We start from the raw sequence: 13,334 nt of genomic DNA on the forward strand, positions 1-13,334 counted from the left end.
TAGAAAATGTTAAATGAGAATGAAAACCTGAAAATTTCAAGTGAAGAACCGTACTAAACAGAGCATATATTTTATGCTCTGTTTGATGTTGGAATTGAAGAATATAAGGATGAAACATTAAATTCTCGTTTCAGCAATGGCATCGCGTACTTTTTCAAGCGAGTGTTTAGAAGTGTCTTTATTTGCAATCATTACATTAACATACAAAGCGTCAATGAGGCTTAGCTGTCCAATTCTCGAGGCGAGAGCTTCAGATCGGTATTCGGTTTCTTCTGAACTTGTATAAAGAGAAACGTCAACGTTTTGACTTAATGGAGATTTAGGGAAACCCGTGATACCGATTGTTTTGGCACCGTTCGCTTTTGCTGTATTTAAAATGTTCATCGTGTCTTTATTTGTTCCCGAATGAGAAATCACTACCGCTACATCTTGTTTCGTTAATTGAGAAGCGGACATAAGCTGGAAGTGGGAATCGATAAATGCAAACGTTTTAATTCCTGTTCGCACAAATTTATGAAAAGCATCCATAGCTACTACTGAAGAGCCTCCAGTGCCATAAAACTGAACTTTATCAGCCTTCATAAGAAGTTTGACGGCTTTTTCAATGGCATTGCCCTCTAGTATTTGTAATGTATTCTCAAGCGTTCGCACGTTAGAGCGAAAGATTTTTTCAGCAATCGTTTTTTCATTATCCGTTTCAGCAATTTCTTCGTGAATCTGCTGAATGGGCGTCATAATTTCAGCAGCCAGCGCTATTTTCATCGCCTGATAGCCCTTGAAGCCAATTCGTTTACAAAAGCGAAAGACCGTTGCATCAGCTACATTTAAATCGTCTGCTACTTCGTTAATGGTACTGTGAATAATTTGTTCCGGCTGTTCTAAAATATAATTTGCAATTTTCTTCTCTTTTTCACTGAATCTAGCATAGTGAGAACGAATTTTTCCTAAGCAATTTTGCGTCATAACTGATGTTCCTTTCCACGAATTTAGTAGTAAAAAGAGTATAGCACAAAAATATGCGTGAAAAAAATTTTCTTGTAAACGATTGCAAAATGAAAAATAATTCGTATAATGGAGGTAATGTGAAATTTTTTTTCAAAGGGAGTTTGTAAAATGAAAATTGGATTAATCGGTTTAGGAAAAATGGGATATAATTTATCATTAAATTTAATGGATAATCATCATGAAGTAGTAGCTTATGATGTGAATAAAGAAGCGGTAGAAAAACTTTCAAATGAAGGAGCAGCTGGTGCTGCTACTATTGAAGAGTTAGTCAACGAACTGCCGGCTTCACCTAAAGTTGTATGGGTTATGGTTCCGGCTGGAGAAGTAACGGAAAATGTTGTTACAGAACTAAAAGAACTTCTGTCAGAAGGAGATATTGTAATAGATGGAGGAAACTCTAATTATAAAGAATCTGTTCGACGTGCTAACGATCTTCAGGAAAAAGGTATTTACTTCTTTGACGTAGGGACAAGCGGTGGAATGGAAGGTGCAAGAAACGGAGCGTGTACAATGATTGGCGGAGATGCTGAAGCCTTCCGTACAATTGAACCAATTTTTAGTGATATTTGCGTAGAAAATGGATTTATGTACGCAGGTAAAAGCGGAAGCGGTCATTTTTTAAAAATGGTTCATAATGGTGTAGAATATGGAATGATGCAATCCATTGCTGAAGGATTTGAAGTTTTGGAAAAAAGTCAGTTTGATTTCGACTATGAAGCTGTAGCGCGCGTTTGGAATAACGGATCTGTTGTTCGCTCTTGGTTGATGGAACTAACGGAAAATGCGTTTTCAAAAGATCCTAAACTAGATAGTATTAAAGGAGTTATGCAGTCTTCTGGTGAAGGGAAATGGACCGTAGAGACTGCTCTTGATCTTCAAACGGCAACTCCTGTTATTGCTTTATCGCTAATGATGCGCTATCGTTCATTAGAGGAAGATACATTTACAGGGAAAGTTGTAGCAGCACTTCGAAATGAATTCGGCGGTCACGGTGTTGTAAATAAGTAAAGTAGTAAAGTAGGGGGACAGCAGCATGAGCAAAAAATATGCAATAGGTGTAGATATCGGAACAACGAGTACAAAGTCTGTATTATTTTCAGTAGACGGTACAGTCATTTCTAACCATGGGATTGAGTATCCACTATACTCGCCTACGCCCGCGATGGCTGAGCAAGATCCTGAAGAAATTTTTCAAGCAGTTGTACGTACCATTCAAACGGTTGTAAAAACAAGCGATGTAAAACCTGAGGATATTTTATGCGTTTCATTCAGCTCAGCTATGCACAGTGTTATTGCCGTTGATCAGCACGGAAAGCCGCTGACAAAATGTATTACGTGGGCCGATAATAGAAGTGCAGAATGGACAGAAAAAATTAAAAATGAATACAACGGCCATGAGATTTATTTACGTACGGGCACGCCTATTCACCCGATGTCGCCGCTTTCCAAGCTAACATGGCTTTCTAATGAACAGCCTGAATTAGTGAAGGGAACACATAAATTTATTTCAATTAAAGAATATGTATTCTTTAAGTTGTTTAACGAATATGTTATCGACTATTCGATTGCATCAGCAACAGGTTTATTTAATCTGAAAAATCTTGCGTGGGATGAAGAAGCATTAAAAGTAGCAGGTGTGACAACAGATCAGCTATCCACTCCTGTTTCAACTATGCATCAAGTGAAAGGGCTAAACCCAGAGCTTGCAGTTGAGATGCACTTACTTCCAGATACGCCCTTTATTGTAGGTGCAAGTGATGGTGTATTATCAAACTTAGGCGTAAATGCGATTGAACCAGGCGTTGTTGCGGTAACAATCGGGACAAGCGGAGCTATTCGAGCAGTTACTGACAAGCCAGTAGTCGATCCTAAAGGTCGAATTTTCTGTTATGCGTTGACAGAAGACCACTGGGTAATTGGCGGCCCTGTAAATAACGGAGGCATGATTTTCAGATGGGCTCGCGATCAATTTGGAGCGTCTGAAGTCGAAACCGCTAAACGCCTTGGAAAAGATCCATATGAGGTATTAACGGAGATTGCGGCATTAGTGAAACCTGGAGCAGACGGCTTATTGTTTCACCCATACCTTTCAGGAGAACGTGCGCCGCTTTGGGATGCAAATGCGAAAGGTTCATTTTTCGGCCTAGGTTTGCATCATAAAAAAGAACATATGATTCGCGCCGTATTAGAAGGCGTTATTTTTAACTTATATACGGTATTATTGGCACTTGAAGAGTTAATTGGAGAGCCTACAAAAATTCAGGCAACAGGCGGATTTGCACGTTCCGCACTTTGGCGTCAAATGATGGCAGATATTTTCAACCAAGAAGTATCTGTACCGGAAAGCTTTGAAAGTTCATGTTTAGGAGCAGTTATTCTTGGCTTATATAGCCTTGGCGAGGTTGACTCATTAAACGTTGTTTCTGATATGGTTGGAGCGACTAACCACCATTATCCAATCAAAGAAAACAGTGAAGTATATAAAGAGTTAACAACTATCTATATTCGTTTGGCTCGCTTATTTAAAGAAGAATACGAAAGCATTACGGCTTTTCAAAAAAAATACGTACATTAAGTTCAAAGATCATCGCTTGAAGCTTTCAGGCGATGATCTTTTGTGTGTTAGGTTATCTAACAATCAAAAGAGTTAACACTACACAATATATAAAAGTTCCCTCAAATAATGTTACAATTTGTCCAGTGTATCCCCGTTTCGCATTAAATATAATAAGGGATAACGTTAGTATTTATCACATACTAGAAGGAATCGTCACAAACGCCTTTATATTTCAGAAAATTCAAATAAAATTAGTTTTTTGGAATGAACTTATTTATGAAAAGGGGTTTTATGGATGAAAACACAAATCGAGCAAGATGGGATTGTGACGCTCACAGATGAGACGCACAATCAGCTGAGCGACAGCGATCTTTGGAATGAAGATTTACGTCCGACTACGATGAAGGAACACTCTTGGAAAGGAGTTAACTTTGCTACGCTTTGGATTGGGATGTGTTTGTGTATTCCAGCTTATACAATGGCAAGTGGAATGATGACGCTTGGAATGAACTGGTGGCAAGCAATTGGTACAATCTTTTTAGGAAATGTGATTGTTCTTATTCCTATTTTGCTTAATTCTCACGCTGGAACCAAGTTTGGCATTCCTTATCCAGTATTTGCCCGTCTGTGGTTTGGAGATAAAGGAGCACATATCCCGGCACTGGCTAGGGCTATTGTGGCTGCTGGGTGGTTTGGAATTAATACATGGATTGGAACGGAAGCAATTGATACGCTGCTAAGCGCTTCGTTTTCGTCTTGGAATGGGTTAGCAGGTCATACAGCCATTGTATTTGCTCTCTTTTGGCTTTTAAATGTAGGAGTGGCATATAAAGGACCGCAAGCAATTAAAGTATTAGGAGCAATTGCTGCTCCGGTTATTGGTATTTCAGCTATTATTCTTTTTATATGGGCTTATACAAACTCAGGAGGGTGGGGCCCCATTTTATCTACGCCTTCTAAATTTACATCAACCGGAGAATTTCTAGCCGTATTTTTCCCAGCTTTAACGGGAGTTATTGCATTTTGGGCGACGCTCGCTTTGAACATTCCTGATTTTTGTCGATATGCTAGAAGTCAGAAATCTCAAATGGTTGCGCAAACCTTCTCTTTGCCATTGACGATGAGTATTTTTTCATTTATTGGAATTGCTGTTACCTCAGCAACAATCGTTATATTTGGAGAGGCTATTTGGGATCCAGTGGCGTTAGTAGCTAAATTCCCTCCGTTTATCATTTTCTTAGGAACAATCGTTATCGTGCTTTCTTCTTTAACGATTAATGTGGGAGCAAATATTGTTGCGCCAGCCCGTGCAATTGAGAATCTGAATCCAAAGAAAATCACGTTTGCGATGGGGGCGCTAGTTACCGGTATTTTTGCTATTTTACTTCAGCCATGGTACATCATGTCTAATTTCGGGAACTATATTTTCGGCTGGCTTGGAACATACGGAGCGCTGCTTGGCCCTATAGACGGCATCGCCATTGCTGACTACTGGCTTGTAAGAAGGAGACAGATGGCATTAAAGGATTTATATGAGGTAAACGGTCGCTACAGTTATTCAACAGGTTTTAATAAAAACGGGATTTATGCATTAGTAATTGGCGTGGCCATACCCGTTTTAGGCTTACTCATTCCTGGACTGCGCTTTTTATGGGATAATGCCTGGACATTTGGTCTATTCATTTCTATCATCGCTTACACGTATCTCATGAGAGGAGATAAAAGTGTATTAGCGCCGGGGGAATATGAAGAAATAACGTTAAAAACAAGCGAAAAAACGATTATCGATAGTCAAACGGCTGATCCAACCATCACCAAATAAATAAGGTTAATCCAATCATTAACATGATTGGATTTTTTTATATGTTAAAACGCTATGGAAGAAAATTGATAAAATTTTTTTGAGTTTTTTTATTGATTTAAGAATTTTTTTTTCATATAATTTAAGTAATAAAAAAATGAAATCGTTTTCTAAATTAATTAATGTAAACGATTTCGATAATTTGAACTTATTTTTTAAAATTTACAGGGTGTAGAGCTTTTTTGCTACATAGAGAAAGCGTTTACTTAAAGGGAAGGTGGAAAGCAAGATGGATGCATACTTATTAGCTATTACAGTTGCCGCAATTGTTATTGTTATTGTAGGTGTTTCAGTTTTTAAATGGCATGCGTTTATTAGTTTAACGGTTGCAAGTTTGTTTTTAGCAATTGCTTCTGGGTTATCAATGGATAAAATTGTTGCCGCTTACGAAACGGGAGTGGGCGGTGTTTTAGGCCACTTAGTAGGAATTTTAGCACTGGGAACAATTTTAGGTAAGCTGATGGCCGATTCAGGTGCTGGCATGCAGGTAGCGGATTATTTCGTAAGAATATTCAGTGTGAAAAGACTGCCATGGGCAATGCTAGTAGCAGGTTTCATTATTGGTATTCCTGTTTTCTTCGAAGTAGGAATTTTAATCTTACTGCCTTTAGTTATTTCGATTCATAAAACAACAAAACAAAATATATTATTGATTGCTCTGCCAGTTATTGCAGGATTATCAATTGTTCACGGTCTCGTTCCTCCTCATCCAGGAGCGATGGCAGCTATTAGTATTTACGGAGCAAATACGGGGAAAGTGCTTTTATACGCGTTAATCATTTCTATTCCAGCCGCAGTTATCGCTGGCCCCGTTTTTGCAAAATGGGTTAACAAACGAGTAATTCCAGAAGGAGAGCCTGATTTAATTCGTATCACGACAACATCTAAAGATCTTCCTGGTACAGGAGTTTCATTCTTTGTTATTTTACTTCCTGTTTTATTAATGGTCTTAGCAGCTATAGCACCTGTTATTAACGGATTGCCAAGCGGCGTAGTGAAGTTTGTAGAATTAATAGGAAGTCCATTAATTGCACTTTTAATTGCTTGTTTTGCAGCGTTTTACCTGCTTGGAAAACGTCAAGGTATGACAAAAGATGTTATTAAAAAACTAACGGAAGAATGTTTGCTTCCTGTAGGATCTATTGTTTTAATTATTGGTGCAGGCGGCGGCTTCAAACAAGTATTAATCGATAGCGGAGTGGGTACAACGATTGGTCAAATGTCTGAACATCTGTCTCTATCACCACTTGTACTTGCATTTTTAATCGCCGGTTTGATCCGTATCGCTACAGGTTCAGCAACAGTTGCATTAACAACGGCAGCTGGTATTGTCTCACCAATCATTGAGCACATGTCCGGTGTTAACTTAGAACTTCTTGTTATCGTTACGGGTGCGGGTTCGTTAATGTTCTCTCATGTGAATGATGCAGGCTTCTGGATGGTGAAAGAATATTTAGGGTTAACAGTGAAAGAAACGTTTAAAACATGGACCGTTCTGGAAACGCTTCTATCCTTTATTGCTTTTGCAGGAGCACTTATTCTAAATGCAATTATTTAAAAGTAAGACTCTTTTACTCTATGTAAAAGAGTCTTATTTTTTTATGAAAGAAAAGAATTTACAAGAAAAATAATCAAAATATTTTATTTATTCGTTAAATTATGGCAAAATAGATATAGAAGAATAATAGCTTCTAAGAAGGGAATGACAGAGAGTGAGTAATCAACTAGTATTTTTCACAAACTTTTCAGAAGGAAAATTAGATTCAGACGTTTCTTGGTATTGTCCACCAGCTCAATTTCAAATTGATACGGAAACGAATCGATTAGTGATTAAAACAGACGCTAAAACAGATTTTTGGCAGCGTACTCATTATGGCTTTGAAGCGGACAATGGACACTTTCTTTACCGTGAAGTAGAAGGCGACTTTGAAATCATGACAAAGGTGCATACATATCCAGTTAATCGCTACGATCAGGCAGGTCTCATGATTCGTGTATCAAAAGATACGTGGATCAAAACGTCAGTTGAATACAATCCCGATGGTCCTAACCAATTAGGAGCAGTCGTAACCAACCATGGCTTCTCAGATTGGTCCAGTCAAAATTTTACTCAAAACAAATCGGCGCTTTATTTTAAAATTCAGCGCAAAAACGATGATTACACCGTTTGTTATTCAAGTGATGGAGATTCTTGGACTCAGCTCCGACTCGCTCACTTATTGAACTCAACCAAAGAACCTGTTCAAGTTGGCATTTACGCTTGTAGTCCTCAAGGAGAAGGATATGAAGCCCAATTTGATTTTATAAAAGTAGAAAAAATGTAAAAAAAACCACAATTTAGCCACAGCTAAATTGTGGTTTTTATTTAGAAAGCGCATTATCTAAAGGCTGTGTGGCAGAAGGAGATGTCGGTTGATTGTGTAAAGCAATCTTTTGCTTGAAGTAGCTAATGACAAACCCTGTAATGGCAATGGACATAACCGAAAAAATTCCTTTTGAAAGTCCAATTGAATACATGCTCGACAGCACGACAAGGAAATCAAATGAAAAATTCACTTTTCCAGGATCCCAACCGAATTTTCGCTGCGCGAATAACGCTAAAATATTAGCACCCCCAAGAGAAGCTCCGTTCATAAATAAAATGGATAAGCCAAGGCCGGCAATTAGTCCGCCCGTAACAGCACCCATCAGGCTGGGAAGGGTAAAAGAAGGAAGTAAGTGATCGAGTGAAGTGAGAAGCGATAGCAACGACACTGATCCTATAGTTGTGGCGGTAAATTTCCATCCCATTTGAAAGAAGGAAAAGAGATAAAAAGGAATATTAATGAGAAAAAAGATCACCGCAAACGATAAGGGAAGGGCATATGACAAGCTAAGAGACAGACCAGCTGTTCCCCCCGTCACTACGTGAGAGTGCCGCAAGATAAGAACACCAATACTCGCAATCGTACATCCAAGAATAATCCATAAAACTTTTTTCATAAATAAACCCCTTTGTTTGTTTTTTCGGAATTTTCATTTTCAATCATCTACTTTAATGATAGGATATTAAATAAAGAAAACACATGTATAAATGAAGGAAATAATGATTGTTCTGTTATCAACTTGAATAAAGATTTTATTTATTATATTCATTTTGAAAGGAAAGGTTTGTATGGATCAAATCGATGCACAATTATTATCTATTTTGCAAAGGGACGGGCGTATGACAATTAGTGATTTATCAAAAAAGCTGGCTCTTAGCCGTCCAAGCGTATCAGAAAGACTGCAGCGTCTTCAGGAACGAGGAGTGATCCAACGTTTCAGCGCTACGGTGTCTCCGAAAGCTTTAGGAAGAGATACACAGCTGTTTATTCAAGTAAGCGAATTAAAAAGAAAACCAGAGGAATTTGAAGACTTTATTGAGCGAAATGAAGACGTGCTTGAATGTCATCGCGTAACAGGACCGGTTTCTTACTTTATCAAAGCAGCCGTATCTGGAATGGATGGACTTCGAATGCTAGTGGATGAACTGATTCCTTATGGAAATGTGAATACCTCAATTATTTTAAAGTCGCCTGTAGAAAACAGAATGATTACCCCTATACAAAAACCGACCCCATAAGAGGCCGGTTTTTTGTGTAAGGACATATTAATAAAATCCTTTAATAATATAAAAATGATTTTGTAAAATATCAGTTATTTCTTCTTCTGAAACGTTTCTTTTCGTCTTTTTTTCGCCATCTGTTACAGTTAACGTTTCACCAGAGAGGGTAATGCGCCCTGTAGGGGTTGCGATCGTAACAAGACGTTTGTGTACAAACGGAGAATCGGCTGACGTTTGGTTGAACTCACACATAGGAGTAAAGTCGGTCAGTTTCTTAGGAAGCGTAGACACGCGGTACAGCGTTTTCCATACATCATCTTCCCATCGCTGCAAATCATACGTATGCTCAACAACGTTTGTCATGCGGTAAGAGCCGCTTACATCTCTTACTACTTCGCCATTTAAAGGCATTGGTTTGCGAACAGAATCTCCAAATCCAACGTCTACGATGTAAGACTGATTTTCAACCCTCACAAGGTTTGTAGCATGACTTCCTTCAATTGTCCACGTGCCGTCGGGTTTTTTGACGGTAGCTGAAACGTAAGAGACTTCATATCCGCTTTCTTTTAACAGCCAGCCAAATAGCCCGTTTAATTCGTAGCAAAATCCTCCACGCAAATTTATAACTACTTTTTGAAAAATCCTCTCTAAATCAATGATAATAGGAGTTTGAGACAAAACGTCTAAGTTCTCAAAAGGAATATGAAGCATGTGCTTGTTCTGTAAAGCAGCTAAGTTTTCATAGGTTGGGCTATCCGGTTTCTTAGCTAAAAACCGACTAAAGTAATAATTAATATTCATCAAATACACCTCTTAGTGAATCATTTCTCTCTGTCTTTAGCAGAATGTTCATGTAACAGCGCTTTTTCGATTGTCTCTTTGGAAGCGAATCCTTTCAATCTTAGCTTTTTGTTCTTTAATGACTTCTCTTAAAGGCTTAGTTACTAGAAAACATAGTGGACAGACAAAATCAAAATAAAATTCAATATGCGTTTTCATCCCATCACGCTCCTTTATGGCATGTTTTTATTTTATCAAAAGTAAAGACGATCCTTCCAACTTGGGAACTGTGGAAAAATAGTTGACAAAATTGGATAACTCTTTCTATAATATAGTCAATACATATTACGAGCGATTAGTTCAGTGGGAGAATACATCCTTGACAGGGATGGGGTCGGGGGTTCGAATCCCTCATCGCTCATACCAAAGCCGTTTTCTTATTAATAAGAGAGCGGCTTTTTCACTTTCTTCATTGGTTTAGGAAGAATGCCACATTGTAAATCGTAATCATTACGTTTATAATAATTGAAACTAAATAAGTAAAACTATGATTTGTTTTAAAGATGAAGGGTGGAGCGACGATGAATGAAAAGATGATGGAGGTTTTTGCAAGAGATATAGTTGCTTCTCTTCCTTTTAACAAGCGAATGCTGTATCAATTCATTGAGGGAGTCGAAGATCGTTTAGCGCAAAAAGCTGAGACGAAAGAACATTTTTTAACACTTCTTAAACAGCAGTCTCCTCACCACCAAGCAGCTGAACGTTTTGGGATGAGCATTTACGAAACGGTTGCTTTAATGCACGAGGTTGAAGACGAAATTAGTGAAAAGTTAGAAAAGAAATTAGATAGATACAAGTGGATAGATTGCACAGATTATGCTACATATTCAAAACAAACTATTAACAGTGCGCGCTATTATCTTATTATTTCTTAGTTAGTTTACTGATTTTGTATATTGTAGGTGTATGAACTGAAAATAAGTTGGACTTTAAAAATGAGTTTATATTCAAAAGCGGCTGATGTGATTTGAAATTTTGAGCGCGTATAGAAGAATTAAAGTATAATGAAACATAGTGCATCAGGTCATGATAAAGATAATCACTAATTTAAAATAAATGAGGGTACAAAATGAATCAAAGAAGTTTTAGTCAATACGGTCTTAGTGACAAGGTAGCTAAGGCACTTTCTAGCCTGCAATACAATCATCCTACGGAAGTACAAAGCAAGGTGCTTCCCATCGCGCTAGAAGAAAGAGATGTTGTCGTGAAGTCTCAAACAGGAAGTGGAAAAACGGCTTCCTTTGGCATTCCACTGTGTGAATTAGTTAATTGGGAAGAAAATAAGCCTCAGGCCTTAGTGTTAACGCCTACACGAGAGCTGGCTGCACAGGTAAAAGAAGATATTACCAATATCGGCCGTTTTAAGAGAATTAAAGCAGCAGCTGTCTATGGAAAATCACCATTTGCCAAGCAAAAAGTAGAATTAAAGCAAAAAACACATATTGTCGTGGGAACGCCTGGACGAGTGCTTGATCATATAGAAAAAGAAACGCTTGCATTAGAGAAAATTCGTTATTTGGTTATTGATGAAGCAGATGAAATGCTAAATATGGGTTTTATTGATCAAGTGGAAGCAATTATTCAACATCTTCCTAGTGAGCGTGTAACGATGCTTTTCTCGGCTACGCTTCCTGAAGATATTGAAGAGCTGTCTCGCAAATATATGAAGAAGCCGGTTGATGTTGAAATCAAAGCGAACGGATTAACAACAAGCACGATTGACCATTCTGTTATAACAGTAGAAAATGAACGTAAGTTTGAACTGCTGAAAGACGTAACTACAGTAGAAAACCCGGACAGCTGCATCATTTTTTGCCGCACACAAGAGCAGGTAAATACGCTGTTAGACGATTTAGATGATTTTGGGTATCCTTGTGATAAAATTCATGGGGCAATGGTACAAGAAGACCGTTTTGAGGTTATGAATGATTTCAAAAAAGGTAAATTCCGCTATTTAGTGGCAACAGATGTAGCTGCACGAGGAATTGATATTGATAATATCACACACGTTATTAACTACGACCTTCCGTTAGAAAAAGAAAGCTACGTTCACCGTACAGGAAGAACGGGACGTGCCGGTAAAAAAGGGAAGGCTATCACATTTGTAACGCCTTATGAAGAGAGAATGCTATCGGAAATTGAAGAATATATCGGTTTTTCAATTCCAACATCTACTCCTCCTTCTAAAGAAGAAGTACAGCAGGCAGCATTCGCTTTTACTGAAAAAATCAATGAACGTCCAGAAGTTAAAAAAGATAAAAGTGAGTCATTAAATAAAGACATTATGAAGCTGTATTTTAACGGAGGAAAGAAAAAGAAAATTCGAGCGGTTGATTTTGTGGGAACAATTGCGAAATTAGACGGAGTAACCGCAGACGATATTGGAATTATTACGATCCAAGAAAATGTCTCTTATGTAGAGATTTTGAATGGAAAAGGTCCAAAAGTGTTACAAGCAATGAAAAACAAAACGATTAAAGGAAAGAAATTAAAAGTTCATAAAGCGATTAAATAGCAGAAGGAAGTCCATCTTTTTAAAGGTGGGCTTTATTTATACAGCCAATAAAGGAGTTGAGAGTATGAAGTACATAAAAGAAGCGTGTGTAGAAGGGTATGAGCAGGCAAAAAAAGCGGAAAAGCTAGGAGCAGACCGCATTGAATTATGTGACAATCTCAGTCAAGGAGGCACTACGCCAAGTTACGGCACCATTCAATATGCAAGCGAACATCTTGATACAGATATCAACGTGATTATTCGCCCGAGAAGCGGCAACTTTGTATATTCGGGAGCAGAATTTCAAATTATGAAAAAAGACGTTAAAGCATGTAAAAACCTTGGAGTAAATGGAGTAGTATTCGGCATATTAACAGAAGAAAGTGAAATCGACTACGGACGTACTAAAGAGTTAATAACAGAAGCTCGTCCTTTAAGCGTTACGTTTCATATGGCATTTGATGAGATTAAAGATAAATACAAAGCAATTGATATACTTAGTGAATTGGGAGCAGACCGTATTTTGACCAAAGGAGGGAAAGGATCTGCTTTGCAAAATTTGCATATGATCCGAGAATTGATCACATATGCTAATGACCGTATTATTATTTTGCCCGGCGGAGGAATTCATGAAGGCGACGCAGAGCGGGTTATGAAAGAAACAAAAGCAGCCGAATTACACGGAACAAAAATTGTAGGAGATTTATCGGATTAAATAAAAAGAGGCTGGGACAAAAATATTTTAGTCAAAGTGAAAAACGAACCACTAATCAACATGTTTGATTGATGGTTCGTTTTTTTGTGATGGTAAATATAGTTTTATGTGTTTCGTTCCTTCTAGCAGGTGATTGGAGGGCAAGGCGAAGACTCCTGCGGGAACAGCGGAACAGATGAGACCCCGCAGGAGCACAAGCGACGAGGAGGCTCAGCGGCCGCCCGCGGAAAGCGAAGCCTTGCACGGAAATCAACTGCGGTGTAATAAGCAGTCCAG

At 38.2% G+C, this 13,334-nt stretch carries 13 protein-coding genes and 1 tRNA gene; 11 read left to right on the forward strand and 3 right to left on the reverse strand.

What is annotated here, in order from left to right:
* Positions 1-117: 117 nt before the first annotated feature.
* Positions 118-963 (reverse strand): MurR/RpiR family transcriptional regulator, encoded by an 846-nt coding sequence (locus U9R83_RS03850; RefSeq protein ID WP_014461544.1) that lies wholly within the window; start codon positions 961-963, stop codon positions 118-120.
* Positions 964-1,113: 150 nt separating this feature from the next.
* On the opposite strand from U9R83_RS03850, the gene gnd reads away from it, so the two are divergent.
* From gnd to U9R83_RS03875, 5 genes are all read left to right on the forward strand, one after another.
* The gene (gnd, locus tag U9R83_RS03855; RefSeq protein ID WP_014461543.1) at positions 1,114-2,013 is read left to right on the forward strand and encodes a phosphogluconate dehydrogenase (NAD(+)-dependent, decarboxylating); all 900 of its coding nucleotides are present in this window, start codon (positions 1,114-1,116) and stop codon (positions 2,011-2,013) included.
* 25 nt (positions 2,014-2,038) lie between these two features.
* Positions 2,039-3,580, forward strand: a complete 1,542-nt coding sequence (gene gntK, locus U9R83_RS03860; protein WP_243548751.1) for a gluconokinase — start codon at positions 2,039-2,041, stop codon at positions 3,578-3,580.
* 277 nt (positions 3,581-3,857) lie between these two features.
* A complete protein-coding gene (locus U9R83_RS03865; protein WP_014461541.1) occupies positions 3,858-5,384 on the forward strand; it encodes an NCS1 family nucleobase:cation symporter-1 in 1,527 nt (508 codons plus the stop codon).
* Between the two features lie 268 nt (positions 5,385-5,652).
* Complete coding sequence (locus tag U9R83_RS03870) at positions 5,653-6,981, forward strand: GntT/GntP/DsdX family permease (protein WP_243548753.1); 1,329 nt, start codon at positions 5,653-5,655, stop codon at positions 6,979-6,981.
* Between the two features lie 154 nt (positions 6,982-7,135).
* The gene (locus U9R83_RS03875) at positions 7,136-7,747 is read left to right on the forward strand and encodes a DUF1349 domain-containing protein (protein ID WP_014461539.1); all 612 of its coding nucleotides are present in this window, start codon (positions 7,136-7,138) and stop codon (positions 7,745-7,747) included.
* A 37-nt stretch (positions 7,748-7,784) separates the two neighbouring features.
* Here U9R83_RS03875 and U9R83_RS03880 read toward each other — a convergent pair whose 3' ends face one another.
* Positions 7,785-8,405 carry a YitT family protein gene (locus U9R83_RS03880; protein ID WP_014461538.1) on the reverse strand — a complete coding sequence of 207 codons (621 nt, stop codon included), beginning with the start codon at positions 8,403-8,405 and terminating at the stop codon, positions 7,785-7,787.
* A 172-nt stretch (positions 8,406-8,577) separates the two neighbouring features.
* Between U9R83_RS03880 and U9R83_RS03885 the strand changes: the two genes are divergently transcribed.
* Entirely contained in the window at positions 8,578-9,027 is a 450-nt protein-coding gene (locus tag U9R83_RS03885) for an Lrp/AsnC family transcriptional regulator (protein ID WP_014461537.1), read from the forward strand.
* A 27-nt stretch (positions 9,028-9,054) separates the two neighbouring features.
* Here U9R83_RS03885 and U9R83_RS03890 read toward each other — a convergent pair whose 3' ends face one another.
* Positions 9,055-9,810 (reverse strand): arylamine N-acetyltransferase family protein, encoded by a 756-nt coding sequence (locus U9R83_RS03890; RefSeq protein ID WP_115653079.1) that lies wholly within the window; start codon positions 9,808-9,810, stop codon positions 9,055-9,057.
* A gap of 328 nt (positions 9,811-10,138) precedes the next feature.
* On the opposite strand from U9R83_RS03890, the gene U9R83_RS03895 reads away from it, so the two are divergent.
* The 5 genes from U9R83_RS03895 (at position 10,139) to U9R83_RS03915 (ending at position 13,322) form a co-directional block, all read left to right on the forward strand.
* Positions 10,139-10,210, forward strand: a tRNA-Val gene (locus U9R83_RS03895).
* 160 nt (positions 10,211-10,370) lie between these two features.
* Positions 10,371-10,724 carry a hypothetical protein gene (locus U9R83_RS03900; RefSeq protein WP_328575069.1) on the forward strand — a complete coding sequence of 118 codons (354 nt, stop codon included), beginning with the start codon at positions 10,371-10,373 and terminating at the stop codon, positions 10,722-10,724.
* Between the two features lie 194 nt (positions 10,725-10,918).
* Entirely contained in the window at positions 10,919-12,364 is a 1,446-nt protein-coding gene (locus U9R83_RS03905) for a DEAD/DEAH box helicase (protein WP_182421375.1), read from the forward strand.
* 64 nt (positions 12,365-12,428) lie between these two features.
* On the forward strand, positions 12,429-13,058 hold the full coding sequence (locus tag U9R83_RS03910; protein ID WP_014461532.1) for a copper homeostasis protein CutC: 630 nt from the start codon (positions 12,429-12,431) through the stop codon (positions 13,056-13,058).
* Between the two features lie 129 nt (positions 13,059-13,187).
* Positions 13,188-13,322: a hypothetical protein gene (locus tag U9R83_RS03915; RefSeq protein WP_014461531.1), complete on the forward strand. Its 135-nt coding sequence runs from the start codon at positions 13,188-13,190 to the stop codon at positions 13,320-13,322.
* Positions 13,323-13,334 lie beyond the last annotated feature (12 nt).

The sequence above is a fragment of the Priestia sp. LL-8 genome, from assembly GCF_036227845.1.
GTDB classification, from domain to species: domain Bacteria; phylum Bacillota; class Bacilli; order Bacillales; family Bacillaceae_H; genus Priestia; species Priestia zanthoxyli.

Coding starts and splice junctions, on each gene's coding strand:
- U9R83_RS03850 (WP_014461544.1), bottom strand. CDS start 963: ATGACGCAAAATTGCTTAGGAAAAATTCGTTCTCACTATGCTAGATTC.
- gnd (WP_014461543.1), top strand. CDS start 1,114: ATGAAAATTGGATTAATCGGTTTAGGAAAAATGGGATATAATTTATCA.
- gntK (WP_243548751.1), top strand. CDS start 2,039: ATGAGCAAAAAATATGCAATAGGTGTAGATATCGGAACAACGAGTACA.
- U9R83_RS03865 (WP_014461541.1), top strand. CDS start 3,858: ATGAAAACACAAATCGAGCAAGATGGGATTGTGACGCTCACAGATGAG.
- U9R83_RS03870 (WP_243548753.1), top strand. CDS start 5,653: ATGGATGCATACTTATTAGCTATTACAGTTGCCGCAATTGTTATTGTT.
- U9R83_RS03880 (WP_014461538.1), bottom strand. CDS start 8,405: ATGAAAAAAGTTTTATGGATTATTCTTGGATGTACGATTGCGAGTATT.
- U9R83_RS03885 (WP_014461537.1), top strand. CDS start 8,578: ATGGATCAAATCGATGCACAATTATTATCTATTTTGCAAAGGGACGGG.
- U9R83_RS03890 (WP_115653079.1), bottom strand. CDS start 9,810: ATGAATATTAATTATTACTTTAGTCGGTTTTTAGCTAAGAAACCGGAT.
- U9R83_RS03900 (WP_328575069.1), top strand. CDS start 10,371: ATGAATGAAAAGATGATGGAGGTTTTTGCAAGAGATATAGTTGCTTCT.
- U9R83_RS03905 (WP_182421375.1), top strand. CDS start 10,919: ATGAATCAAAGAAGTTTTAGTCAATACGGTCTTAGTGACAAGGTAGCT.
- U9R83_RS03910 (WP_014461532.1), top strand. CDS start 12,429: ATGAAGTACATAAAAGAAGCGTGTGTAGAAGGGTATGAGCAGGCAAAA.